This window comes from Companilactobacillus crustorum JCM 15951 (genome assembly GCF_001434585.1).
GTDB lineage: Bacteria > Bacillota > Bacilli > Lactobacillales > Lactobacillaceae > Companilactobacillus > Companilactobacillus crustorum.
This window is the reverse complement of sequence record NZ_AZDB01000031.1, coordinates 1-23,934: the sequence shown is the minus strand read 5'-3', so window position 1 is coordinate 23,934 and position 23,934 is coordinate 1. Positions and strand designations below refer to the sequence as shown.

Here is a 23,934-nt window from a genome sequence, read left to right as displayed (position 1 = left end):
CTATCCAACTGAGCCACTGTGACATCACTTGTATTATTATAGTTAAACTTATTAGTTTATGTCAATGTAAAAATTGATATAAATAAAAAAACTATTATTTTGGGGCAAAATAAAAGGTTCACTTATAAAAAGTGAACCACCTCTGATAATAATTTACTTTGTTGTGATTATTTGTTAAAGAGTAGGGCCTTATTTTCTCCTTCGAGTTCGGCCAAAATCTCTCGTTCATGTATGGAAGTTTCAGTTTTTCCGGTTTTTAACAATGATTTGATTAATTTAATCAATTTCATAAATGTCATCTCCGAAATAATCGCAGCTTTTTAGGTCGTCAGCATTTGGACTGAAGTATTGGTGGACAAGGACTTCCAACTCCTTATCTACGCTTGAATTATATCAGAAAAATTACATTTGTAATAAAGATATGTTTCTTTATAAAATTATTATTTCTAGATTTATTTAAAATGTAAAATCAACAGCAGTAAATTTAATTAATCAGGGTTCAACGAGTTCTTTACGACGATTTTCAATGATCTTTTGCAATTCTTCAAGATCATCTAAAGTCGATTTCTTTCTAATGAAGCTTCTTGCAGAAGAACGCATTGCTATGTAATTAGCGCGTTCTCGGTGATTCTTATGCCATTTTTCATTGGCACGTTTTTGTGCATCAGTTAATACCATATATTTCTCTCCCTTAAAAACATGTCTTTGAAATTATATACAAGGTTATTTAAGTAGACAAGGAAAACTATGAATAATTTTATATAAGTTTGTTGTAAAAATGGTTACATGAAATTCTTGTACATTAATATTATTAGTTTAGAATGTTAATTAAATTGATATTTTGTTCATTGGGGGTTTATTTTTAAATGAAGAAGATAATGAAAACGACTACGGGTACCTATCACGGTGTCATTGAACGGAAGCACATTGATTTTTTGGGCATACCATTTGGCTATGGTCGGAGATTTAAACGTGCAGAAGAATTTTCTATGGCAAAATTTGGACCAAATGAGGTCAACAAAGTGCATTATGCAGTTCATGAAGGTACACAACCAATTCAACAGCAGGCTTTGGACCAAAAAAATAAGCTTTCTTTTGGTGAAAACTGTTTGAATTTAGATATATGCACCCCCGATGTAGATGGAAAGTATCCCATTGTTATTGAGTTTTATGGTGGCGGTTTTTTACATGGTGGAAATCATGATAAACAAATGTCATGGCTGGATCATCAGTCAGTTGTTCATGTTGTACCTAATTATCGTCTCGGCTTATTTGGTTGGGGAGTAGTTGAAGGTGGAGACACCAATGTCGGTTTGTCAGATCAATTGATGGCTATTCAATGGGTCTTGGATAATGCTAGAAGTTTCGGTGGGGATGTCAAAAATATAACGTTGGCGGGTTTATCTGCTGGGGCTAAGTCGATTTCAGCTTTGATGGCTTCCAATTCTACTATTTTGGATCAAATTCAAAAAATTATTTTGTTTTCAGGCGGCGTACAAACAATAAGAGATTTAGAAACTGCTCAAAAAGTTGCTGAATTTATCTGTCAGGAAAATAATATTAAGTCAACTAAGGATTTATTTAATTTAACTGATGATGGTTTGCAGCTGGTTCAAGAGCAAGCTATAAAGGGTCATGTAGCTACTAATTGGTTTGGCCCTGTAATTGACGATGATTTAATTTCTAGTAATTGGCAAGATAAACTGCTTCAACGAGTACAGAGAACTCATTTTAAGACAATAATTTCCGCTGGCAGCAATGAGTTGGAAAATTATAAAAATATGAGTATGAATCGTTTAGAAACAGAAGTCTTTTCAGATTTATTTGGTAAAAACGCAGCAATTTTACAGAAAAAATTATTGAATACTAGTTATTCTAAGAATGATTTTGTGAAGATGCTTGGTACAGCTATGTATGAATTACCTGCTAGGAGATTAGCTGGTTTATTGACTGAAAATAGTGATGCAGAAGTGTACTGCAATTATTCTCAAGTCTTTAAGAGTCAACATGGAGGGATTATTCGTTATCTCAATATGCCGGTAGAACAGCTGAATATAGATTATCGTAAGAATCAACAATATGTTTTGAACTTACTATTAGACTTTATTGAAACCGGTAAGCCTTATGTCGAAAAAATTAAGTATGAGTGGCCTTTATTTGATAGTGATCGTTTGGTTATGGAATTAGATCCTGATGATTTAAAAAGTGTTTCAGTAATTAATCGTCGTTATCCTGAAAATTTACCTTGGCAATCGTATAAGCTATAAATAATTTTTTACTGATATATTAGTGTTTATAGGTAACAACTAAAAAATTATCTTGCAAACGATATAAATTAATTTTACAATAGCACCGTTATGCTTAAACTTTAGGCACTATTTGCGATGTCTGGAATTTTAGAGGTGGACGAATTTTGAAAAGAAAGTTTGCGTTTGTTATTACGATTGCCTTCATTTTGATAGATGTTTTGGCGGCATTTTTAACGCAACAAGCAATAATTAGCAATCTGATGGGGATATTAATTGGAGTTGGTCTAATCATTGCCTTAGCATTAATAACTAGAGTGTTGACAAAGTTGAACTTAAAACAAGGCAAGTTAGTTTTTGTGGCAGTCTTTTTCCTAGTAGTACTAGGTCGTTTAGTTATGACAACCTTAGCTTAATAAATTTGAATATTATTGTTGGATTGTGCTGAAACTGGTTGCGCAATCTTTTTTTTTAGTATAATTATGTAAAAAGTATTTGTGAGGAGTTACCGATGTCTAGTCGTTCGTGGAAAAAAGTTATTTTAGGAATTATCTTTTTAGCTTTAAGTCTTTTTTATACAATTTTATTTTTTCAACGAGTCAACTTCAATGACGTGACTATTTTCAACATCGTACATTTAAAAAGTCTTGCTAATATCTTTTCATCGCCGATAAATTTTGACTATTGGAGCCACACCGGGAGCTTGATTAATGTTTTCAGTCCGTGGTTAACGATTTTACCTGGGTGGATCTTCGTTAAAATTAATGTTTTGTATGGTTATGTTTTTTATCTTCTCTTAATTACTTTTTTAACTTTTGTCAGTTCATATTATTTTATGAATAAATTTTCTAAAGATACCTTGGAATCGATATTGTTTTCAGTTATTTACACATTTTCATTCAATCGTTTCATGCTAGTTTTTCAAAATCAACGTTTGGAGAATTACTTAGTATTGATGTTTCTACCTATGGTTTATTACGGTGCTTTTCAATTCTATCAGAATAAAGGTTGGCAAAATTTAACTTGGGGTTTGGTATTAATAGGTTGGACAGCGCCCTATATGGCCTTAGCAGTTGTCGCTACGCTAATACCCGTCTTTATAATGATGATTTTTTTGAGAAAATCACATCAGTGGAAATATTGGGGACAGTTATTATTAAATACTTTAAAAGTAGCTGCTTTTAGTTTGGCGGCAATGGCTGGTTTCATTGGTCCCTTATTATTTGAACAATTGCCAACTAAAATGCTTCAGAACCCAATTAGACATTTTAATTATGTTAATTGGTTTAATGGAATAGGTTTTACAATGATGCAAAAGTATTTGTTATTAGGAATTAGCGGTTTGGGTTTGTTATTGCTGGCCATGGTTTTTTTGAAAAGTTCCTTCAGTTATAAGGTAATAATGTTAGAAATTATTCCATTAGTTTGCCTTGTGATAGCACCATTGCAAATACAATACTTTGATATCAGTCGGGTTGTTCCTGCCTTCCAGAGCATTTTGGATTTATTTATTGCAATAATTTTAAGTCGAATCGTTATATTAGTTTTTCAGGAAGTACCAAGTATTTGGAAATTAGTAGTAATAATACTTTCAATTGTGGGTCTAAGCAGCGTTATTTATGTTAAAACAAATCAAATTCAGGCTACGCAAACGTTAGTGAATAGTTCTAATGTTGATTATTCTAAGTTTGTCTGGAACTATCATGATCAAGCAACCAAGGGTCAAAATAAATTTTTAGCTAATAATCGATCAGCACAAGTTTCCTTCTATACGCATGCTAATGATTATTGGATTCAATATTATAATCCACAATCAGTTGAGCTAGATTTGCCGGTACAATTGTATTCTGGAAATAAAGTTCAATTAAATAATGAACCGGTGAAAATTAAGGCTTCAAAGCGCAATACTATTCAGTTACATACTAATCCTGGTAAAAATATTATTGAAATTCACGTTCAGTATAATTGGATCGCTATAATTTCATTGCTGTTTAGTTTAGTCAGTTTAATTGCTTTAGGGTATTGCTCGCTTGATCGAAAGACTTTCAAATGGAAAAAACTTTCTGAGAATGGTTGAAAAATCAAGTGAAATTTGCTATATTTTATAAGTTGCAATCACTATTGCATCTACAACCGCTCAAAATCAGGTTTAAGCTTAGTGCACCTGATTGGCGAGTCTTAGAAGGGAGTGTACGCTTATGTACGCAATTATTAAAACTGGTGGTAAGCAATATAAAGTTGAAGAAAACACTTCAATTTATGTTGAAAAGCTTGATGTCAAAGAAGGGGACGCAGTTACATTTGATGATGTAATCCTAGTTTCTGACGGCAAGTCTGTTAAAGTTGGTAGCCCTGTAGTTGAAGGCGCTAGTGTTTCTGGTAAGGTTGAAAAACAAGGTAAGGAAAAGAAAGTTGTTACTTACAAGTACAAACCTAAGAAGCATTCACACAAGAAGACAGGTCACCGTCAACCATATACAAAGGTACTTATTGATAGTATCAAGGCTTAGTCATGATTAGAGCAAGTTTTCACCAAGATTCAGATAAAAAAATTGATGCCTTTTTAATTAAGGGACATGCTGATTCGGGACCTTACGGTCAAGATTTAGTTTGTGCTGCTGTTTCAGCAGTAACAATTGGAACCATCAACAATCTGGAAAAACTTACTGGGGCACATCCTCAGGTCGTCATGGATGAAGTAAATGGTGGTCATCTAGGCTGCCAATTTGACAAAGCGATATCACACGATACTGCCTTGTTATTGGATAATCTCTTTTGGATCTTAAAGGATATTGAAAGCAGTTATTCCAAAAACATTGAAGTTCAAGTACAAAAAAATAAGATAGATCTTGATTAGGAGGTAAACTTCATGCTTAAGATGAATTTACAATTTTTCTCTCACCATAAAGGTGGTGGATCAACAAGTAACGGCCGTAACTCTGCTGGTCGTAGACTAGGTGCAAAGCGTGCTGATGGCCAAGCTATCACTGCTGGTGCAATTATTTACAGACAACGTGGTACAAAGATTCATCCAGGTGCTAATGTTGGTCGCGGTGGCGATGATACATTGTTCGCACTTACAGATGGCGTTGTTAAGTTTGAAAGACTTGGCAAAGACAAAAGAAAAGTTTCAGTATATTAATATACTGTTAAAAAAGAGGACAATGTTCCTCTTTTTTTTATATAATAAGTATGAGTTATTGCCATTAGCCTATAAATATTGGTAAGATAATGTATAGTGTTTTATCGGCAAAATCTTATGAACCAAGGGAGAATAAAATGTCAATTTCAGTAAATGATTTTAAAAATGGACTCACAATTGAGGTTAAAGATGGTATCTGGCGTGTTGTAGAATTTCAGCATGTTAAGCCAGGTAAGGGTAGTGCTTTCGTTCGTTCAAAGTTAAAGAACTTGAGAACAGGTGCTGTTCAAGAAATGACTTTCAGATCAACTGCTAAAGTTGAAAAAGCTAACATTGAAAGTAAAAAGATGCAATATCTATATGCCGATGGCGAAAACCACGTCTTCATGGATACAGCAACTTATGAACAATTGACTATTCCTGCAGATGAAATCAAGGAACAATTGAAGTACTTGAAAGAAAATATGGAAGTCAGCGTTATGATGTACAACGGTGAAACCATTGGGGTTGATATTCCTAATACAGTTGATCTTAAAGTTACAGAAACTGAAGCATCAATTAAGGGTGATACACAATCAGGTGGTTCTAAACCAGCTACAATGGAAACAGGCTTAGTTGTCCAAGTACCATTCTTCGTTAACGAAGGTGATATGCTAACAATTAACACTCAAGATGGTACTTACATTTCACGTGCTTAATTAATAACTGATTATGGAGATAAGTTTATGGCTGAACAAAAATATGTTTCTCTACAACAAGATAGTGGAAAAATAAACGGTAATGTTGAAATATCACATCAAGTTATTGAGATCCTTCTAGGGATTGCTACAAACCAAGTTGAAGGCGTTTATGAAATGCGTGGAACTATTTCTAGTCGAATGGATTCACTTTTTGGACGTATCAATCATGGTAAGGGTGTTGATGTGTCATTTAATGATAATCAAATATCTGCTGATGTTTATGTATATTTGGAATATGGCGTATCGATTCCAAAAGTATCCTTGGAGATCCAAAAATCAGCTATTGAACAACTTGAATTCATGACCGATTTAGACTTGAGTGAGATTAACGTGCATGTTGTCGGATTGATTGCTAAGAAAGAAACTGGCGAAATCGAACGTGTAACAACAGATAAAAAGGAATAAAACTAGTGATAAGTAGACATAAGATCAGAGAACTCGCAGTTCAATCACTATTTTCCATCGACTCGACTCAGGATACCCCAGAAGCTGCTATCGCATCTACCATGCAATTATGCGATTTAGCTGATGAAATGGTTCCTGATTATTTAACATTTTTAGTTTCTGGTGCAGTAGAACATCAAGCTGAACTTGATAAAGAAATTGCTGCTCATTTAAAGAACAAGTGGACAGTTCAACGTCTGTCAAGAATTGACCGTGCAATTTTGCGTATTGGTTTATTTGAAATGGAAAACAGTTTAGAAGTGCCAAAGAAGGTAGCAATTGATGAAGCTATTGAAATTGCTGGCGATTTTGGTAACAAGGACTCTAAGTCCTTCGTTAATGGTATTTTATCTAATTTTGTAGAAGGGTAAAGGCTGGTAAATTTACCAGCCTTTTTATGGTAATTAGTATGAAATTATTAGAAGGTAAAAAAGTAGCCACAGCATTAGATGAAACAATGACCAAGCGTGTCGAGGATTTAAAGAAGAAGGGCATTACTCCTGGCTTAGCCGTTATTTTAGTCGGTGACAACAGTGCCAGTGCCGTTTATGTCCGCAACAAGAAACGAAGAGCTGAAAAATTAGGAATTGATTTTCAATTGATTCATTTCGAGGCCACAGTTTCTGAAGCAGAGTTATTGAATAAAATCGATGAATTAAATCATGATGAAGCTATTGATGGTTTTATCGTTCAATTACCAGTACCAGACCATATTGATGAAGATAAAGTTATTGAAGCAATTGATCCTCATAAGGATGTTGATGGTTTTACACCAATCAGTGTCGGCAATCTCTGGATTGGAACACCACTAACCAAACCAGCGACAGCTTCTGGTATTTTAATGATGCTAGACCATTATGGGGTCGACCTTGATGGTAAAAATGTGGTTATTGTTGGCCGCAGCAATATTGTTGGCAAGCCAACTGCCGCTTTAATGCTGGATCGTAATGCCACTGTAACGATCACGCATTCTCATACTAAAAACTTAAAAGAAATAACAAGTAAGGCTGATGTGCTAGTTGTAGCCATTGGAAAAGCTAAATTCATTACTCAAGATTATGTAAAAGATCAAGCAATCGTAATTGATGTCGGCATGGACCGAGATGAAAATGGCAAACTTTGTGGCGATGTTGATTTTGATGATGTAAAAGAAAAAGCTTCAATGATGACGCCAGTACCTGGTGGAGTTGGTCCAATGACAATCACTGCATTAGTAGATCAAGTGATTGAATTAGCCGAAGGCAGGGCAAATGGATAGCAAGCAATATTTAACGGTTACCGCTTTAAGTCAGTATTTGAAAAGAAAATTTGACGTGGACCCTTATTTGGGCCACGTCTATTTGATGGGGGAAATTTCCAACTTTCGTGTACGACCACATGCCCATCAGTATTTTTCTTTAAAAGATGACAAAGCTAAAATTTCAGCAATAATGTTCCGTGGCAATTTTGAAAAAATTAAATTTCAACCTGAAGAAGGGATGCAGGTTCTCGTTCAAGGACGGATCTCTATTTATGAACCTTCAGGTTCTTACCAAATCTATATTGATTCAATGGAGCCAGCTGGTTTAGGTGCTTTGTATGCAGCTTATGAGCAGTTGAAGAAAAAACTTGCTCAACAGGGTGTTTTTGATTTACCTAAGAAGAGTATCCCTCAATTTCCTAAAAGAATTGCAGTTGTTACTAGTCAATCAGGTGCGGTTATTCATGATATTATGACAACTGTTGCCAGACGTTATCCAATTGTACAGCTAGTTTTGTATCCGGCTCAGGTACAAGGCGATGAAGCAGCTGCAACTATTGTTCAGCAGCTAAAGCGAATCAATGAAGCAGGTAACTTTGACACAATTATCATTGGTCGTGGTGGAGGTTCGATTGAGGACCTATGGCCTTTCAATGAAGAAATTGTGGCTCAAGCTATCGTACAAAGTAAGATTCCAGTAATCAGCTCAGTAGGTCATGAGACCGATACAACAATTGCTGATTTAGTAGCTGATTTAAGGGCAGCGACTCCAACTGCAGCAGCAGAATTAGCTACGCCAGTATTAAGTGACGTGCTGGAACATTTGCAAGATCTACATACAAGACTTTATAGCGCTCAAAATAATATCATTGCTAACTACAAGGATAGAGTTAAATCTTTGTCTCAGAACGTATTTTTGCAACATCCTGAGCGTATCTATGAGGTATATCTTCAAAAGGTAGATTACTTGCAAGATAAATTGCAACAAAGTTTGAAAAACACTCTAAATAAATCTAAAAGCGATTTAGTTCAATACGCTAATCGTTTAGTCAGAGTTTCTCCACGAGATCAAATTTACAGTTACAATAATCAAGTAAATCGTTATTATCAGATTCTGATCAATAATGTTAATAAAATCATTAATAAAAACCGTAATGTATTTAATAGTCGGGTAGCTTCATTGGACTCTTTAAGTCCGTTGAAGACATTGAGCCGCGGCTATGCAATTCCGACTGATACGTCAGGAAAAGTTTTAGGCGACGTATCTGCGTATCATGTTGGTAAATCAGTTGATTTAAAAGTTAAAAATGGTAGCGTCAAATTAATAACCAAAGAAATAAGCGAGGACAATAATGGCTGAAAAAAAGAAGACATTTGAAGAAAATTTGGCTGATCTAGAGGCGATTGTAACAAACCTCGAATCAGGAAATGTTCCATTGGAAGAAGCCATGGAAAAATTCAAAAAGGGCGTAACTTTAAGTAAAGAACTTGAGAAGACGCTCGGTGATGCAGAGGAGACTGTAACAAAAATCATGACCAAAGATGGTCAAGAGATTAATATGAAGAATAATCAGGATGAAGGAAATGAATAATTATGCAAATTAAAAAATTTCCAGAGTTTTGTGAGCAGGTCCTCCCTGACTTCAACAAATTTCTCAATGATAAATTAAATTCTGAAATCAAACAGGAAACTCTGCGCGATGCCATGCTTTATTCACTTAATGCTGGTGGCAAACGTGTTCGTCCAATGCTATTTTTGGCAGTTGCTTATTCATGTGGCGTAAAATTAGAAGACTTACCTAAGTACTTTGATATCGCTGGTGCTATTGAATTGATACATACGTACTCATTAATTCATGACGATTTACCAGAAATGGACGATAGTGATTATCGTCGTGGTAAATTAGCTAATCATAAAAAATTCGGCGTAGGGCCAGCTGTTTTAGCGGGCGATGGTCTTTTGACACAGGCTTTTTATTGGATTGCTAAATCTAGCCTAGTGACTGATAAACGAATGGCTTCTGTCAGAATTTTAGCCCATAATGCTGGACCTATGGGAATGGTAGCCGGTCAGATGACCGATATTACTATGGAAAATAAGAAATTAAGTGAAGAAGATTTAACAAAACTTCACAAACAAAAGACGGCTGATTTAATCACAGCGGCAGTGACGATGGGTGCTTTTTGTGCTAATCATGATTCGTCAAAAAATTTGGTAAAATATGCCAATAGTATCGGTTTAGCTTTTCAATTAAAAGATGATTTAAATGACTCCGATAATGATGAAGATGATAACAAGAATACTTTTCCTAATTTGATTGGCAAAGAGGCTACAGAAGTTAAACTTAATGATTTAGTTAAGGAAGCTTTAAATGCAGTCTTAAAAGAGGAAAAGTTCGATAAGAATTTATTGGTAAGTTTTTTGGATTATTTTAGAGAATAGGTGGACGTATATTGGCAAAAAAAAGAATTGACGTTTTATTAGTTGAACAAAATTTATTTGAATCTAGAGAACAGGCTAAGCGTTCTGTTATGGCTGGAGAAGTTTATAATCAGGATAATTTGCGTTTTGACAAGCCTGGTGAAAAAGTCGATCCTGAGACGGTATTTCATTTGGCTAAAAACGCTCACAGTAAATATGTCAGTCGTGGTGGCTATAAATTAGAAAAAGCTTTGAAGTCCTTTGGGATTGATTTGCAAGATCGAATTTGTCTAGATATTGGTTCTTCAACTGGTGGTTTTACTGATGTGGCTTTACAAAATGGTGCTCAAAAAGTTTATGCCTTGGATGTTGGCTACAATCAATTAGCGTGGAAGCTGCGAAAAGATGAACGAGTAATTGTGATGGAACGTGTAAACTTCCGTTACAGTAAACCGGAGGACTTCCATGAAGGACTACCACAATTTGCGATGACCGATGTTTCATTCATTTCATTAGAGTTGATTTTGCCACCAATGTTTAATATTATTTTGCCAGGTTCAGATGCTGTTTGTTTGATTAAACCACAATTTGAGGCTGGTCCTGAAAATGTTGGAAAACATGGGATTGTGAGAGATCATAAGGTTCACCAAATGGTTCTTGAAAAGATTACTAATTTTGCTAAAAGTGCAGGGTTTATTGTTTCAGGATTAGATTTTTCACCAATTAAGGGTGGAGAAGGTAATATTGAATTTCTAATGCACATTCAAAAACCTAAAACACCCCAAGATGGTGAGATTTTAGAAACTGTTTCGATTGAAAAAACAATGGAAGCAGCCTACGCAAATCTTAATAAATAGGTGAAATAATGCTAAAAAAACTAATCATCAATAATTTCGCAATTATTAGTAAATTGCAAATTGATTTTCATGATGGAATGACAGCCTTAACCGGTGAAACTGGTGCTGGTAAATCAATTATTATCGATGCTCTAGGATTATTAGTCGGCAGTAGATCGTCAATTGATTTTATTAGAACTGGACAGGAACATTTAAATGTACAAGGACTATTTGAAGTGAAATCAAGTAGTCCTCTTTTTGCTATTTTGGACGAGTATGGAATTGCTCATGAAGATAATCAATTGATCATAAAAAGAGAGATTAATCGTAAAGGGCGTAATGTTTGTCGCATCAACAATGAATTGGTGAAAACCAATGTTTTACGACAAGTTGGTCGCTTTTTAGTAGAGATTCATGGTCAAAATCAGCAACAAGAATTATTAGATGAAGATAATCATATTAATATTCTGGATCGTTTCGCAGATGAAAAGTTTCAACAAGATTTGGGCAGCTATCAAAGGTTGTTTAATGATTATCAAGACAAGAGGAGTCGTTTACGAACGATTCAAAAAAATTCTCAAAATTTGGTTCAAAGAATTGATATGTTGAAATTTCAGATTGAGGATATTGATAGCGCCCAAGTTCAAACTGGTGAAGACGACAAATTAGAGGACGAAAAAAACCAATTATCTAATTTTGAGAAGATTAGTTCAGCTTTGCAAGAAAGTTATAAAGGCTTGTCAGAAAATAATGTCGGAGTGGTCGATACGTTGGGAAATGTACGTGATCAGTTGGAAGATATTATGGATTATGACAAGTCATATAAAGAGTTGTACGATTCTGTGAATGGTGCTTATTACCAATTGCAAGATAATGCGGCTAGCATTGCTGACCAGTTAGAAAATTTAGACTTTGATGAAAATCGTTTAGATACTATTCAAAAGCGCTTGATTACTTTAGATAATTTGAAAAAAAAGTATGGTCCTACATTGGATGAAGTAATTGAATTTGGTAAAAACGCTCATCAGGAATTATCTGAGATAAATATTGATGATAATACTGAATCTGAATTAGAAAAAGCCATTGCTGAATTACAAAATAAATTAATTGAATTAGGTAAATCTTTATCTAAACAGCGTCATAAGACGGCTACCTCTTTGGAAAAATCAATCAATCATCAATTAAAAGATTTATACATGCCTAATGCTAAATTTGGAGTTTCTTTTACCTCTTTGGATGATGATAATTTATCAATTAAAGGAATTGATCAGATTAAATTTGACTTAAAAACTAACTTAGGTGAGGACTTTAAGCCTTTGGTAAGAGTTGCTTCCGGTGGTGAATTATCTCGAGTTATTTTAGCCTTTGAAGCGATTATTGCTGAAAAAATGAATGTAGAAACAATTGTTTTTGATGAAATTGACACTGGTGTCAGTGGTCGAGTGGCTCAAGCAATTGGAGATAAGATATATAAAGTTTCACAATTTTTACAAGTTCTCTGCATTACTCATTTGCCTCAAGTAGCAGCAATGAGTGATTTACAATTTGAGATAAAAAAAGAGACCGTCAAGGACAAAACTGAAACAAAAGTTTCATCACTTAACGATCTACAGAGAATAGAAGCTATTTCATTGATGCTGGCCGGTACCAAGGTGACTGATTTAACTAGAAAACATGCCCAAGAATTATTGGAGTTAGCTCAAGGAGAACAAAAGCGTCTAGACTAGGTTAATTGATTTGATTTTATCTAGCATTACGATTTCAAAGAAGTTAGAATTGACCTTGAAAACAAATTTATTTTTATTTACTTGTGAAATAAATTTGCCATGAAGTTGTTTGTCGTTTAACATTGTAATAACGACAGAATACTTTTTTTGGAAACTTTGTTCTGCGAAAATCTTTAATTGCATTAAAGGCATTTGTTTAATTTGAGTTTTGGATTCATTTTTAAGACCAAAATCAAAGTTATTATTAATAAAATTAGTTGTATTGTGGATAAGATTTGTAGTGAAGCGATTGTGTAATTGTCTTGCTTGCATTTTTAAGCCCCCGAACACTTGTTTGTATCTACATTATACGAACCTGTGTTCGAAAGAGCAACTCTATTTTTTGGTTTCTTAAGAAATTTTTATCTTGACTCAGTTCAAAGCCTTGAAAATCGTACGATTTTATTGCATTATAGATATCAATATTATAATAGATAGTAGGGATAACTTAATTATGTCAACAAGGGGAATGTTAATCGTTTTATCAGGCCCATCTGGAGTAGGTAAAGGAACTGTTAGAAAAGCTATGTTGAAGAACTCATCAATTAAATTTGATTATTCTGTTTCAATGACTACACGCCAAATGCGCCCTGGTGAGGTCGATGGAGTCGATTATTATTTCCGAACAAATGAGGAATTTGAGAGTGAAATTAGAAATGACGGCATGTTGGAATATGCTAAATATGTCGATCATTATTACGGAACACCATTAAAATATGTTAATCAAAAACTTGATGCCGGCATAGATGTTTTATTAGAGATTGAAGTAAACGGTGCAATGCAAGTTCGCGAAAAGATGCCTGATGGGGTGTTTATTTTCTTAACGCCACCAGATTTAACTAGCTTAAGAGAGCGTATTACTCATCGAGGAACTGATGACGAAAAGACGATCGATAAGCGTATGGAAAAGGCCAAAAAAGAAATTCAAATGATGACAAGCTATGACTATGCTGTTGTTAATGATAAAATACCTAATGCAGTTGAAAAAATTGAAGGTATAATTAAGAGCGAACATTTAAGAGTACCGCGTATAATTGATAAGTACAAAAAAATAATAGGAGATTGATAATTTATGATTATTTATCCATCAATTGATAAACTTTTAGATCGAGTTGATTCTCGTTATTCACTAGCCGTATTGGCTGCTAAACGAGCTCACCAACTAGAAAATGGTGATATTGAATTATTGAACCATTATGAATCACCAAGAACAGTTGGCCGTGCTTTGGAAGAAATTGCTGACGATAAAATCGAAATCGATCCTAATTCAATTCTTCTTGAAAAAGAAGCCGAAAAGGTTGAAGAAGAGAAAAAAGAAGAAAACTAATAAAATTATTCCTTCACTGATTTTCGAATTAGTGGGGGCTTTTTTATTCTTAAAGAGTAGGTGGTTTTTATGTCAGTCGCAGAAATAATTGTTGATGTACCTACCATGCAGACTAATAGACCATTTGAATATTCGATACCTGATGCTTTGACGGATGTTGTAGAGCCAGGAATGCGAGTAGAAGTACCTTTTGGGCGTGGTAAGCGAAAAATTCAAGGATTTGTAATGAAGATAAAAGAGAGCAGCGAGTTTCAAGGCAAACTAAAACCGATTACTCGAGTAATTGATTTGAAGCCCGTGCTGTCGCAAGAAATGTTAGATCTATCGGCATGGTTAGCTGATCGGACCTATTCTTTTCAGATATCTTGTTTACAGACGATGTTGCCAAGTGTCATGCGGGCTAAATATAAACAGTATGTCGTTCCCTTGGTGGACGATCCTGAAATTGATGAGTTGCTGCAAGGCCAAGCTAGTTTTGAAATTACTAATCAAGTCGACGACGAAACAATAAGATTGATTAATAAATTGCGTCAGAATAAAAAAATCGATATTCAATATGTCGTTGAAAATAAAGCCGTGCAAGTAAAACGACAAGCAGTAACAACTGATTTGAATATAATTCAGCTACATGAGCAAAAAAGTCAATTACGAGCTAATGCTAAAGCTCAAATTAAATTATTGGAATTTTTAGCTGCACATTTACAAGAATTGCCAATAGAGTTTAACGTATTAGAAAAGGATTATGGCATATCTCGAGCAGCCATTAAAACAGCTGAAAAAAATGGTTTGGTTAAAGTAGTTGAAGTAACCAAATTACGAAAACCTGTTGGTATTACACCTGAAAAAACTACTAATTTAGCATTAACGGATGAGCAAAAAGCGGCTGTTGATCAAATTGATGCTGCTATTGTTTCTGAAACTCCTAAAACTTTTTTAATTGAAGGGGTAACTGGCAGCGGTAAGACTGAAGTTTATCTGCAAACCATCGAAAAAGCTTTGAAACAGGAAAAAACGGCATTAATGTTAGTGCCTGAAATTTCTTTAACGCCACAAATGGTCAACCGTGTGGTCGGTCGTTTTGGTGATCAAGTAGCAGTTTTACATAGTGGCTTGTCTAATGGTGAACGGTATGATGAGTGGACCCGAATTGAAAATCATGATGTTAAAGTTGTAGTTGGTGCTAGAAGTGCGGTATTTGCACCTTTGGATAAAATTGGCTTGATTATTATTGACGAGGAACATGAGGCTAGCTATAAGCAAGATGACAATCCACGCTATCATGCTAGAGATGTGGCCCAGTGGCGCGCTAAGGTCAACAAGTGTCCGGTTGTATTAGGAAGTGCCACTCCATCATTAGAATCGCGTGCTCGAGCTGAAAAAGGTGTTTATCAATTAATTCGAATGAAAAAGAGGATCAACAATCAAACTTTGCCACAAGTTCATATTGTTGATATGCGGGATGCTGAAAATTCAGCCGTTAAGGGAGATTTTTCCCCGGCCTTAAAAGCTGGTTTGCAGGAAACATTGGCTAAACATGAGCAAGCTATCGTCTTATTGAATCGTCGTGGCTATTCGTCGTTTATGATGTGTCGAGAGTGTGGTTTTGTTTTGAAATGTCCTAATTGTGACGTTTCCTTAACTTATCATAAGGATCTTCGTAAGATGAAGTGTCATTATTGTGGACATGAAGAGCCTGTACCACAATTTTGTCCTAATTGTAAAAGTAAAAAAATTGGTTTTTATGGAACCGGTACACAAAATATTGAGCAACAATTGAATGAACTATTTCCAGAAGCTAGAGTTTTACGAATGGATGTTGATACAACCAGACGTAAAGGCGCTCATGCTAAGATACTGCAACAATTCGGCCAACATAAAGCTGATATTTTATTGGGGACACAAATGATCGCCAAGGGACTTGATTTTCCAAATGTTACTTTAGTTGGAGTAATTAATGCTGATACGACTTTGAGTTTGGCAGATTTCCGGGCTAGTGAACGGACTTTCCAATTATTAACGCAAGTTAGTGGTCGAGCTGGTCGGGCTGAAAAAATAGGTCATGTGATTATTCAGACTTATAATCCTGACCACTATGCTATTAAGGATGCATCAAAGCAGGACTATGAAACGTTTTTCAAACAAGAGATGTATTTACGTCATCAATCCAATTACACTCCTTATTATTTTACGACACTAATTAGTGTTGCTAATAAAGATGAAGGTCAGACTTTGAAACAAAGCTATTGGTTGAAAAAACAATTGCAGACAGCTTTATCTAATGACGCTATCTTATTAGGACCAAGTCCAACAATGATTTCTCGGAAACAAAATAAATATTATTACCAAATTATTGTAAAATATAAGCATGAACCAAAATTACATCAGAGATTACTAGAAATTTTAAATGGAACTCAAGCTGATACTAAAAAGGGTTTTACGATTGCGATTGATAATGAACCACAACATATCGATTAGAGGGTAAGTTAATGACAAAAATTATATTTTTAGGAACACCAGAATTTTCTGCTACAGTTTTAAAGGGACTTTTAAAAGAAGGATATGATGTTATTGCAGCAGTTACTCAACCAGATAAACCGGTTGGTCGAAAACAAAAACTTCAAAAGAGTCCTGTTAAAATAGTAGCTGAAGATGAAAATATCAAGCTCTATCAACCTGCCAAATTGCCAGGAAGTCCAGAAGTAGAGGAACTAAAAGCCATGAATGCTGATTTGATCGTAACGGCAGCTTATGGACAATTTTTACCAACCAGTTTTTTGAATTCAGCTAAAGTGGCTGCTATTAATGTTCATGGTTCTTTATTGCCTAAGTATCGTGGTGGTGCTCCGATTCAATGGTCCTTGCTAAATGGAGACAAGGAGACCGGAATAACAATCATGTATATGGTTAAGGCGATGGATGCTGGTGATATTATTAGCCAAGAGAAGTTACCTATTACTAAAGATGATGACAATGGCAGTCTATTTGAAAAGATGGCCGTGGTAGGACGTGAGTTGTTGTTAGATACGATTCCTAAGATATTGAATAATGAGATTACACCAATCAAGCAAGATCCAGATAAAGTGGTTTTCTCACCTAATATCAGTAAGGAACAAGAGCATATTGATTTTAATCAAACAGCAAAACAAGTGTATAACCAAATTAGAGCTTTAAGCCCTGATCCTGGCGCTTGGACAATGTTAGATGGTCAAAGAACTAAACTTTATAAGACTGATGTTATTGAAATTAATTCTGATCAACCAGTTGGAACAGTTTATGAAGTAGGTAAAAAGAAATTGGTTATCGTTGCTGGCGATGGTCAAGGAGTATCAATTAAGAAGATTCAACCAGCTGGTAAAAAAATTATGGATATTGCCAATTACATGAACGGAATGGGCAAGAATTTAGAAAAAGGACAACAAGTAATTAATGAAAAATAATCCACGTGAATTAGCCGTTGAGGCTCTAACTAGAGTTTTCCAAAATAAAGCTTACTCGAATATTGAAATTAATAATATTCTGAAAAAATCAGAAATGTCAGATGCTGATAAGCGTTTGATGACGAATATTGTCTATGGTGTAATTCAAAATAAATATGTTTTAGAATATCAACTTGAGCCATATTTGAAAGATAAAAAATTAGATCTTTGGTTGGATCTTTTGCTACAAACAGCCATTTATCAATTATGCTACCTAGATAAAATCCCTGCTCATGCAGTTTTAAATGAATCAACGGAGATAGCCAAACAAAAGGCTAACCGTGGTGCCGGTAATTTAGTTAATGCCGTTTTGAGAAACTTTCAACGTCATGGAACACGTGAAATGCCAGGTAGCAGTTCTGTTTATGACATGAGTCGTTTGTACAGTATCCCTCGCTGGTTAGTGCAATTATTTGTGGATCAACAAGGATTGGCTAAGACAAAAGAAATTTTGAAGTCAATCAATCATCCCTCACATGTTTCAATTCGTGTGAATACAAATAAGACGACAGTTAAAGATTTACAAGAGTTGTTAAATCAGCAAGGATTTGATGTAAAACCCAGCAAAATTTCTTCAGTTGGCTTAATCTGTGAGAGTGGAAACTTAGTTAATACTCAAGAATTTAGAGATGGACTCTATACAATTCAAGATGAAAGTTCTATGTTGGTAGCACCTGCATTAGATGTTCAGCCTGATAGTCGAGTACTCGATGCCTGTGCTGCTCCTGGCGGCAAGACAACTCATATTGCTAGTTATATTAAAAATGGTTCCGTTACAGCATTAGATATTCATAAGCACAAGACTAAGCTGATTCGTGAGAACAGTCAGAGAATGGGATATGATGATATCATTGGTACGGGAGCAATTGATGCTCGTAAAGCCAAAGATATTTTGAATACGACCTTTGACCGTATTTTGGTAGATGCTCCTTGTTCTGGTCTAGGATTGCTTAGACGAAAACCAGAGTTAAGATATTTCCGTCAAGAGGAAGATTTGATGAATCTCCAAAGAGTACAACTTGAAATTCTTAATAGTATGGTTGATTTGTTAGAAGTAAATGGAAAATTAGTTTTCAGTACTTGTACTTTTGATGATGAAGAAAACGAAATGGTAGTAAAGAAATTTTTAGCCGCTCATAAGAATTTTGAGTTAGAGCCAGTGAAACATGAAAAGGCTCTGGAGGGTTCAATCAAAGATGGTATGCTAAAAGTTCTACCAAGTGACTACTTTACAGATGGATTCTTTATAGCTACTTTTGTTAGAAAAAATTAAAGAGGTAAGGTCTAAACTGATGGAATATGCGTTATTAACTGATGTTGGAAAACTCAGAGAAAACAATCAAGATTATGTGAATGTTTTCAAGAATAAAAAAAATATTGTGTTTGGTATCGTTGCTGATGGTATGGGTGGACACCGTGGTGGAGACGTTGCTTCAGATATGGCAGTTTCCCATCTTGGACATAATTTTGAAGAATCAGAAGTTGATAATATTGATGAACTTCGAGAATGGATCATCCGCGAATTAAGTAAGGAAAATGATCGAATAGTTTCCGTTTCTAATCAATTTGATGATTTAAATGGTATGGGAACAACTATGGTTGGGGTCTTTTTCGTTGGTGAAAAGATGATGGTCGTCAATGTAGGCGATTCTAGATGCTATATTTATTCTGATGGTGAACTAAAACAATTGAGCGTTGATCATTCATTAGTTCACGAACTGTTGGAAACAGGTCAAATTAGTCCTGAAGAGGCTGAAAATCATCCTCAGAAGAATATTATTACCCAAACATTAGGTGTTTCTCAAACGGTTCAACCACGTGTGAAAAATTTTGATTTAATTAATAATGCGATTATTTTGTTGTGTACTGACGGTTTGACGAACATGGTGTCTGAAAATGAGATTAAAGATATTTTGGCACAAAAAATAAGTCTGGAAGCAAAATGTCATGTTTTGATCGACAAGGCTAATGCTGCTGGTGGAAGAGATAATATTACCGCCTTACTCTTTGCCACAAAGAACAATGGAGGTAACCATTAGATGGAAAAGGGTTACCTAGTAGGTGGTCGTTATGAGATCCTAGGTACACTTGGTGAGGGCGGAATGGCCAATGTTTATTTGGCTAATGACACGCTCTTAAATCGTAAAGTAGCGGTTAAAGCTTTACGGTACGATCTTCAAGATGATGAATCTGTTAAAAGGAGATTTGGGCGTGAAGCCAAGGCAACTAGTGGTCTCTCTAATCCCAATATTGTTAATGTTCTTGATGTTGGAAATGATAATGGCGTTCAATATATCGTTATTGAATATGTTGATGGTCCTAATTTAAAGAAATATATCCGGACGCATTATCCACTTTCTTATCATGAAGTTGTCGATATTATGAAACAAATTTGCATGGCTGTATCTGATGCCCATGAACATGGGATTATTCATCGAGATTTAAAGCCTGAAAATATTTTAGTTGATGAAAAGAAAGATCCTATTCAAGTTAAAGTTTCCGACTTTGGAATTGCTTTAGCGTTGAGTGAAAGATCAATTACACGGACTAATTCGCTTTTGGGATCAGTTCACTACATGTCCCCAGAACAGATCAAGGGTCGTTCAGCAACAGTTTTGTCAGATATCTATGCTTTGGGAATAATTCTCTTTGAATTGCTGACTAAGCATGTACCATTTACAGGAGATACTGCCGTTACAGTAGCCTTGAAGCATTCCAAAGAGGAAATACCTGATCTTAAAAAGATTGATCCTAATATTCCTCAACCATTGGAGAATGCTGTTTTAAAAGCAACTGCGAAAGATCCTGATCAACGCTATCAATCGGTTAAAGAAATGCGGGATGATTTAAATACTTGTTTAATGCCTGAACGTGCTAATGAACCTAAGTTCATTCCGACGCCAATTAACGACTTAGAAGAAACACGTGTTATGGAGCCATTGGATGAATCAAATGATAAAGCACAGTCCCTTGAGAAGAAACCAGCCAAAATGAGTCGGAAACGTAAAATTATTTTGATAGCCTCGATGGTACCGCTGGTTTTGTTGCTCTTTTTAATTGCAATGATTATTAAAAGCAATCAAGAGACAACGGTTCCTGATCTATATAATTTAACGGTTAAACAGGCTAATGTAATGCTTAAGAGTTCCAATTTAACCGTTGGTGACGTTTCTAGAGAAAATGATGATGACGTCAACGCGGGTCATGTGATTAAATCAATTCCGACAAAGGGTTTGAAATTAAAAAATGGTGCCAAAGTTAATTTGGTAGTTAGTTTAGGCGCAACTTATTATAAGATGCCTAATCTAATAGATAAGCAATATGATGATATCTCCGATAATTTGAAGAAACGTGGCTTTAAAGTCAATTTGAAGTACAAGGCTACCAATGAATATGAGGCTGGTTCAATCATCAAGCAAAGTATTCCAAAGGGTAAAAAAGTAGTAACCAAAAATAAATCGTTAACTTTAACTTTGGCAAAAGCTAAAACAGTTAAGCCCAAGGTTGTTAAGGTACGTGATTTAACTGGCTACAATTTGAAGAGCATTCAAGATTACGCTTCAGAAGCCGGCTTGACGTTGAGCACATCATATCAGTATTCAGACAGTATCGAGGAGGGCCTTTTAGTTAGTCAAACACCTACTGCTAATAGTGCAATTAGCGTAGGCGGGACTTTGTCCGTTATTATTTCTAAGGGAGCTGATCCTGATAAATCAACGTCGAATAGTAAAGATAATGATGACAATAATAGCAGCAACAGCAGTTCATCAGGAACGAATACTGTAACTAAAGACATTACTATTCCTTATGACTCAAGTGGCAGCAATAATGTCACAATTTATATTTCTGATGCGACACACAGTATCAACTCGCCATATCGAACAATGACTATTACGGCTGATACACCAGTAACATTGAGTTTTAATTTGAAAGATGGACAAACTGGATCATATATAGTTGAGCGTAATAATAAGACTGTACTTGGTGGTTCAGTAAATGGGTGATTTATGGAACAAACAGGAAGAATCATAAAATCAATTAGTGGTTTTTATGATGTTTTAGATGATGAAACTGAAGAATTGGTCAGAACCAGAGCCAGAGGAAATTTTCGTAAACGAAAGATCAAGCCATTGGTAGGAGATAAAGTGAAATTTGATTCTACTGGTGATCTGGGCTATATTTTGGAAATTTTGCCTCGGGAGAATAGTTTAGTGCGTCCTCCGATTGCAAATATTGACCAAGCAATTGTAGTTACTTCATCGGCGGAGCCTAATTTTTCCAGTAATTTATTGGATAAGATTTTGGTTAATATTGAGCATAATGATATTGAACCTTTAATTTACCTGACTAAGGCGGATCTATTAAATGATGAACAATATGCGACTTTAAAAGTTACGCTTAATGGATATCATGAGGTCGGCTATCAAGTATTTTTGGACCGTGACAGTTATAATGAACAACAGGTAGCTGATTTGGAAAAGACTTTTACTGATAAGGTAACTGTATTTACTGGTCAATCTGGAGCTGGAAAATCAACCCTTTTGAATCATATTGATAAGGAGCTTGGATTAGCAACTGCAGCTATTTCTCAAACTTTAAATCGTGGTAAACATACTACTAGACAAGTATCGCTGTTTGATATTTCCGATGGTTTAGTTGCCGATACGCCAGGATTTTCTTCAATTGATTTAATGGATATTACACCAGAAGAGTTGCCAACTTTATTCCCAGAGTTTTTAAGATACAGTGGTCAATGCCAATTTAGAGGTTGTCGCCATGTTAATGAACCTAACTGCAAAGTTAAGGAAGAGTTAGCTGAGGGAAACATAATGCAAAGTCGTTATGATAATTATTTATACTTTTTAAACGAAATTAATTCGTATAAAAAAAGATATTGAGGAGCTGATTATATATGACAGTAAAGATTGCACCATCAATTTTGTCTGCAGATATTATGAATTTGGAACGAGATGTTAAAGCGGCAGATCAAGCTGGCGCTGATGTTTTTCATATTGATATGATGGATGGAAATTTCGTACCTAATATGTCGTTTAGTCCTAACGTAGTTGAAGGGATGCATCGCGTAACGGATAAGCCACTTGATATTCACATGATGATGGAAAATCCAGATGCCTATGTCAAACCAGTAATTGATGCTGGAGCAAGTACAGTTTTGATCCATGCTGAAAGTACTCAACATATTTATCGTTCAATTGAACTAGTTAAGAGTTTAGGTGCAAAAGCCGGCGTGGTAATTAATCCAGGGACACCTTTAGAGACAGTAAAAGAATTGTTTCCAGTGATTGATCGTATTTTGGTTATGACAGTAAATCCTGGTTTTGGTGGACAAAAGTTTATCCCAGGTATGACTAAAAAGATCCAACGTTTGGATCAACTACGTCAGACTGCAGCTGATGATAATTTTGATATCGAAGTTGACGGTGGAATCAATGCTGAAACAATCGCTCAATGTGCCAGAGCTGGAGCGGATATTTTTGTTGCTGGTTCATATTTGTACAATGGACAAGACGGATTGAAGGATCGTATTGACGGGTTACGTTCAACGGCAGTGGAAGCCAAACAATGAAACGTGTAAACATTTTGTTAGGCGGTCCAGAAAGCGAGTATCCGGACGAATTAAGCAAAAGTATTAAGGCTATTCCTGGTCCCTGGGTGGGAGCGGATCGAGGCAGTTTGCACTTAATGGCAAATGGAATTATTCCGGATATTGCTATTGGCGATTTTGATTCGATCAATAAAAAAGAGCAAAAACTGTTGCATGATAATGTACCGGTTTTTGAAAAGTACCCTCCCGAAAAAGACGATACTGACTCAGAGTTGTGTTTATTAGCGGCTCATGAGACTTATGATGCTCAGGAATACTACGTCTATGGAGCGACTGGTGGTAGAATCGATCATTTTCTAGTGAACTTGTTTTTGCCGTTCGATCCTCGGTTTGCCGATTTTTATGATAAGTTATATTATAAATCAGCTAGTAATACGATTAGATTTTGTCGTCCAGGTCGCTATACAATTTATCATGAGAATGGTATGAAGTATGTTGCTTTTGTTAATTTAGGTCCAGTGACGCATTTAAATATTTATGATGCAAAATATAAATTAAAAGACTTTAGTGCTGGTCATCCTGTGAGTTGGGCCAGTAATGAATTTGTTAAAGATACAGTTGACTTCAGCTTTCAAAGTGGAATTGTAGCTGTTATTCAAAGTCGAGATAAAGACAGTAATTAAAAGACCAATATAGCGATCTGAAGTGCCCTAAAATTGTTAGACATAA

General features: G+C 35.3%; 27 protein-coding genes and 1 other annotated feature. Of the genes, 25 read left to right on the top strand and 2 right to left on the bottom strand.

The window, feature by feature from the left end; genetic code table 11:
* Positions 1 to 492: 492 nt before the first annotated feature.
* On the bottom strand, positions 493 to 678 hold the full coding sequence (locus FD26_RS08400) for a hypothetical protein (RefSeq protein WP_057867987.1): 186 nt from the start codon (positions 676 to 678) through the stop codon (positions 493 to 495).
* Between the two features lie 188 nt (positions 679 to 866).
* Here FD26_RS08400 and FD26_RS08395 point away from each other — a divergent pair, with 188 nt between their 5' ends.
* The 15 genes from FD26_RS08395 to recN all read left to right on the top strand — a co-directional run bounded on the left by FD26_RS08395 (position 867) and on the right by recN (position 12,797).
* Positions 867 to 2,267 (top strand): carboxylesterase family protein, encoded by a 1,401-nt coding sequence (locus FD26_RS08395; RefSeq protein ID WP_057867986.1) that lies wholly within the window; start codon positions 867 to 869, stop codon positions 2,265 to 2,267.
* A gap of 146 nt (positions 2,268 to 2,413) precedes the next feature.
* Positions 2,414 to 2,662, top strand: coding sequence for a hypothetical protein (locus FD26_RS08390; protein ID WP_057867985.1), 249 nt, complete (start codon positions 2,414 to 2,416; stop codon positions 2,660 to 2,662).
* A gap of 95 nt (positions 2,663 to 2,757) precedes the next feature.
* Positions 2,758 to 4,323: a hypothetical protein gene (locus FD26_RS08385; RefSeq protein ID WP_057867984.1), complete on the top strand. Its 1,566-nt coding sequence runs from the start codon at positions 2,758 to 2,760 to the stop codon at positions 4,321 to 4,323.
* A gap of 44 nt (positions 4,324 to 4,367) precedes the next feature.
* Positions 4,368 to 4,435: a sequence feature (ribosomal protein L21 leader region), on the top strand.
* Between the two features lie 9 nt (positions 4,436 to 4,444).
* Positions 4,445 to 4,756, top strand: coding sequence for a 50S ribosomal protein L21 (rplU, locus tag FD26_RS08380; RefSeq protein ID WP_057867983.1), 312 nt, complete (start codon positions 4,445 to 4,447; stop codon positions 4,754 to 4,756).
* Between the two features lie 2 nt (positions 4,757 to 4,758).
* Positions 4,759 to 5,103 (top strand): ribosomal-processing cysteine protease Prp, encoded by a 345-nt coding sequence (locus FD26_RS08375; RefSeq protein WP_057867982.1) that lies wholly within the window; start codon positions 4,759 to 4,761, stop codon positions 5,101 to 5,103.
* Between the two features lie 12 nt (positions 5,104 to 5,115).
* Entirely contained in the window at positions 5,116 to 5,388 is a 273-nt protein-coding gene (rpmA, locus tag FD26_RS08370; protein WP_057867981.1) for a 50S ribosomal protein L27, read from the top strand.
* Positions 5,389 to 5,525: 137 nt separating this feature from the next.
* The gene (gene efp, locus FD26_RS08365; RefSeq protein ID WP_057867980.1) at positions 5,526 to 6,086 is read left to right on the top strand and encodes an elongation factor P; all 561 of its coding nucleotides are present in this window, start codon (positions 5,526 to 5,528) and stop codon (positions 6,084 to 6,086) included.
* Positions 6,087 to 6,113: 27 nt separating this feature from the next.
* Positions 6,114 to 6,533, top strand: a complete 420-nt coding sequence (locus tag FD26_RS08360; RefSeq protein WP_057867979.1) for an Asp23/Gls24 family envelope stress response protein — start codon at positions 6,114 to 6,116, stop codon at positions 6,531 to 6,533.
* Positions 6,534 to 6,538: 5 nt separating this feature from the next.
* Positions 6,539 to 6,943 carry a transcription antitermination factor NusB gene (gene nusB, locus FD26_RS08355; protein WP_057867978.1) on the top strand — a complete coding sequence of 135 codons (405 nt, stop codon included), beginning with the start codon at positions 6,539 to 6,541 and terminating at the stop codon, positions 6,941 to 6,943.
* A 38-nt stretch (positions 6,944 to 6,981) separates the two neighbouring features.
* Complete coding sequence (locus FD26_RS08350) at positions 6,982 to 7,830, top strand: bifunctional 5,10-methylenetetrahydrofolate dehydrogenase/5,10-methenyltetrahydrofolate cyclohydrolase (RefSeq protein ID WP_057867988.1); 849 nt, start codon at positions 6,982 to 6,984, stop codon at positions 7,828 to 7,830.
* Entirely contained in the window at positions 7,823 to 9,172 is a 1,350-nt protein-coding gene (gene xseA / locus FD26_RS08345; protein WP_057867977.1) for an exodeoxyribonuclease VII large subunit, read from the top strand. The genes FD26_RS08350 and xseA overlap by 8 nt, the downstream gene beginning before the upstream one ends.
* The gene (locus tag FD26_RS08340) at positions 9,165 to 9,404 is read left to right on the top strand and encodes an exodeoxyribonuclease VII small subunit (protein ID WP_057867976.1); all 240 of its coding nucleotides are present in this window, start codon (positions 9,165 to 9,167) and stop codon (positions 9,402 to 9,404) included. Before xseA ends, FD26_RS08340 begins: the two co-directional genes overlap by 8 nt.
* Before the next feature lie 2 nt (positions 9,405 to 9,406).
* The gene (locus FD26_RS08335; protein ID WP_057867975.1) at positions 9,407 to 10,255 is read left to right on the top strand and encodes a polyprenyl synthetase family protein; all 849 of its coding nucleotides are present in this window, start codon (positions 9,407 to 9,409) and stop codon (positions 10,253 to 10,255) included.
* A gap of 11 nt (positions 10,256 to 10,266) precedes the next feature.
* On the top strand, positions 10,267 to 11,091 hold the full coding sequence (locus tag FD26_RS08330) for a TlyA family RNA methyltransferase (protein WP_057867974.1): 825 nt from the start codon (positions 10,267 to 10,269) through the stop codon (positions 11,089 to 11,091).
* Between the two features lie 8 nt (positions 11,092 to 11,099).
* On the top strand, positions 11,100 to 12,797 hold the full coding sequence (gene recN / locus FD26_RS08325) for a DNA repair protein RecN (protein WP_057867973.1): 1,698 nt from the start codon (positions 11,100 to 11,102) through the stop codon (positions 12,795 to 12,797).
* Here the strand turns inward: recN and FD26_RS08320 are convergent.
* Positions 12,789 to 13,109 carry a hypothetical protein gene (locus FD26_RS08320; RefSeq protein WP_057867972.1) on the bottom strand — a complete coding sequence of 107 codons (321 nt, stop codon included), beginning with the start codon at positions 13,107 to 13,109 and terminating at the stop codon, positions 12,789 to 12,791. The genes recN and FD26_RS08320 overlap by 9 nt on opposite strands.
* Before the next feature lie 181 nt (positions 13,110 to 13,290).
* On the opposite strand from FD26_RS08320, the gene gmk reads away from it, so the two are divergent.
* The 10 genes from gmk to FD26_RS08270 all read left to right on the top strand — a co-directional run bounded on the left by gmk (position 13,291) and on the right by FD26_RS08270 (position 23,888).
* Positions 13,291 to 13,902: a guanylate kinase gene (gene gmk / locus FD26_RS08315; RefSeq protein ID WP_057867971.1), complete on the top strand. Its 612-nt coding sequence runs from the start codon at positions 13,291 to 13,293 to the stop codon at positions 13,900 to 13,902.
* A 6-nt stretch (positions 13,903 to 13,908) separates the two neighbouring features.
* A complete protein-coding gene (gene rpoZ / locus FD26_RS08310; protein WP_057867970.1) occupies positions 13,909 to 14,163 on the top strand; it encodes a DNA-directed RNA polymerase subunit omega in 255 nt (84 codons plus the stop codon).
* A 69-nt stretch (positions 14,164 to 14,232) separates the two neighbouring features.
* Complete coding sequence (gene priA, locus FD26_RS08305; RefSeq protein WP_057867969.1) at positions 14,233 to 16,638, top strand: primosomal protein N'; 2,406 nt, start codon at positions 14,233 to 14,235, stop codon at positions 16,636 to 16,638.
* Between the two features lie 11 nt (positions 16,639 to 16,649).
* Complete coding sequence (gene fmt / locus FD26_RS08300; protein WP_057867968.1) at positions 16,650 to 17,600, top strand: methionyl-tRNA formyltransferase; 951 nt, start codon at positions 16,650 to 16,652, stop codon at positions 17,598 to 17,600.
* Positions 17,590 to 18,912, top strand: a complete 1,323-nt coding sequence (gene rsmB / locus FD26_RS08295) for a 16S rRNA (cytosine(967)-C(5))-methyltransferase RsmB (protein WP_057867967.1) — start codon at positions 17,590 to 17,592, stop codon at positions 18,910 to 18,912. The genes fmt and rsmB overlap by 11 nt, the downstream gene beginning before the upstream one ends.
* A 19-nt stretch (positions 18,913 to 18,931) precedes the next feature.
* On the top strand, positions 18,932 to 19,678 hold the full coding sequence (locus FD26_RS08290; RefSeq protein WP_057867966.1) for a Stp1/IreP family PP2C-type Ser/Thr phosphatase: 747 nt from the start codon (positions 18,932 to 18,934) through the stop codon (positions 19,676 to 19,678).
* Positions 19,679 to 21,643, top strand: a complete 1,965-nt coding sequence (pknB, locus tag FD26_RS08285) for a Stk1 family PASTA domain-containing Ser/Thr kinase (protein ID WP_057867965.1) — start codon at positions 19,679 to 19,681, stop codon at positions 21,641 to 21,643.
* A gap of 3 nt (positions 21,644 to 21,646) precedes the next feature.
* Positions 21,647 to 22,537: a ribosome small subunit-dependent GTPase A gene (gene rsgA, locus FD26_RS08280; protein WP_057867964.1), complete on the top strand. Its 891-nt coding sequence runs from the start codon at positions 21,647 to 21,649 to the stop codon at positions 22,535 to 22,537.
* Between the two features lie 14 nt (positions 22,538 to 22,551).
* Positions 22,552 to 23,226 (top strand): ribulose-phosphate 3-epimerase, encoded by a 675-nt coding sequence (gene rpe, locus FD26_RS08275; protein ID WP_057867963.1) that lies wholly within the window; start codon positions 22,552 to 22,554, stop codon positions 23,224 to 23,226.
* The gene (locus tag FD26_RS08270; RefSeq protein WP_057867962.1) at positions 23,223 to 23,888 is read left to right on the top strand and encodes a thiamine diphosphokinase; all 666 of its coding nucleotides are present in this window, start codon (positions 23,223 to 23,225) and stop codon (positions 23,886 to 23,888) included. Before rpe ends, FD26_RS08270 begins: the two co-directional genes overlap by 4 nt.
* Positions 23,889 to 23,934: the final 46 nt, after the last annotated feature.

Coding starts and splice junctions, on each gene's coding strand:
- priA (WP_057867969.1), top strand. CDS start 14,233: ATGTCAGTCGCAGAAATAATTGTTGATGTACCTACCATGCAGACTAAT.
- fmt (WP_057867968.1), top strand. CDS start 16,650: ATGACAAAAATTATATTTTTAGGAACACCAGAATTTTCTGCTACAGTT.
- FD26_RS08375 (WP_057867982.1), top strand. CDS start 4,759: ATGATTAGAGCAAGTTTTCACCAAGATTCAGATAAAAAAATTGATGCC.
- efp (WP_057867980.1), top strand. CDS start 5,526: ATGTCAATTTCAGTAAATGATTTTAAAAATGGACTCACAATTGAGGTT.
- rplU (WP_057867983.1), top strand. CDS start 4,445: ATGTACGCAATTATTAAAACTGGTGGTAAGCAATATAAAGTTGAAGAA.
- FD26_RS08320 (WP_057867972.1), bottom strand. CDS start 13,109: ATGCAAGCAAGACAATTACACAATCGCTTCACTACAAATCTTATCCAC.
- FD26_RS08270 (WP_057867962.1), top strand. CDS start 23,223: ATGAAACGTGTAAACATTTTGTTAGGCGGTCCAGAAAGCGAGTATCCG.
- rpoZ (WP_057867970.1), top strand. CDS start 13,909: ATGATTATTTATCCATCAATTGATAAACTTTTAGATCGAGTTGATTCT.
- FD26_RS08340 (WP_057867976.1), top strand. CDS start 9,165: ATGGCTGAAAAAAAGAAGACATTTGAAGAAAATTTGGCTGATCTAGAG.
- FD26_RS08335 (WP_057867975.1), top strand. CDS start 9,407: ATGCAAATTAAAAAATTTCCAGAGTTTTGTGAGCAGGTCCTCCCTGAC.
- rsgA (WP_057867964.1), top strand. CDS start 21,647: ATGGAACAAACAGGAAGAATCATAAAATCAATTAGTGGTTTTTATGAT.
- pknB (WP_057867965.1), top strand. CDS start 19,679: ATGGAAAAGGGTTACCTAGTAGGTGGTCGTTATGAGATCCTAGGTACA.
- gmk (WP_057867971.1), top strand. CDS start 13,291: ATGTCAACAAGGGGAATGTTAATCGTTTTATCAGGCCCATCTGGAGTA.
- FD26_RS08400 (WP_057867987.1), bottom strand. CDS start 678: ATGGTATTAACTGATGCACAAAAACGTGCCAATGAAAAATGGCATAAG.
- rpe (WP_057867963.1), top strand. CDS start 22,552: ATGACAGTAAAGATTGCACCATCAATTTTGTCTGCAGATATTATGAAT.
- xseA (WP_057867977.1), top strand. CDS start 7,823: ATGGATAGCAAGCAATATTTAACGGTTACCGCTTTAAGTCAGTATTTG.
- FD26_RS08290 (WP_057867966.1), top strand. CDS start 18,932: ATGGAATATGCGTTATTAACTGATGTTGGAAAACTCAGAGAAAACAAT.
- FD26_RS08395 (WP_057867986.1), top strand. CDS start 867: ATGAAGAAGATAATGAAAACGACTACGGGTACCTATCACGGTGTCATT.
- rsmB (WP_057867967.1), top strand. CDS start 17,590: ATGAAAAATAATCCACGTGAATTAGCCGTTGAGGCTCTAACTAGAGTT.
- recN (WP_057867973.1), top strand. CDS start 11,100: ATGCTAAAAAAACTAATCATCAATAATTTCGCAATTATTAGTAAATTG.
- FD26_RS08350 (WP_057867988.1), top strand. CDS start 6,982: ATGAAATTATTAGAAGGTAAAAAAGTAGCCACAGCATTAGATGAAACA.
- FD26_RS08385 (WP_057867984.1), top strand. CDS start 2,758: ATGTCTAGTCGTTCGTGGAAAAAAGTTATTTTAGGAATTATCTTTTTA.
- rpmA (WP_057867981.1), top strand. CDS start 5,116: ATGCTTAAGATGAATTTACAATTTTTCTCTCACCATAAAGGTGGTGGA.
- FD26_RS08360 (WP_057867979.1), top strand. CDS start 6,114: ATGGCTGAACAAAAATATGTTTCTCTACAACAAGATAGTGGAAAAATA.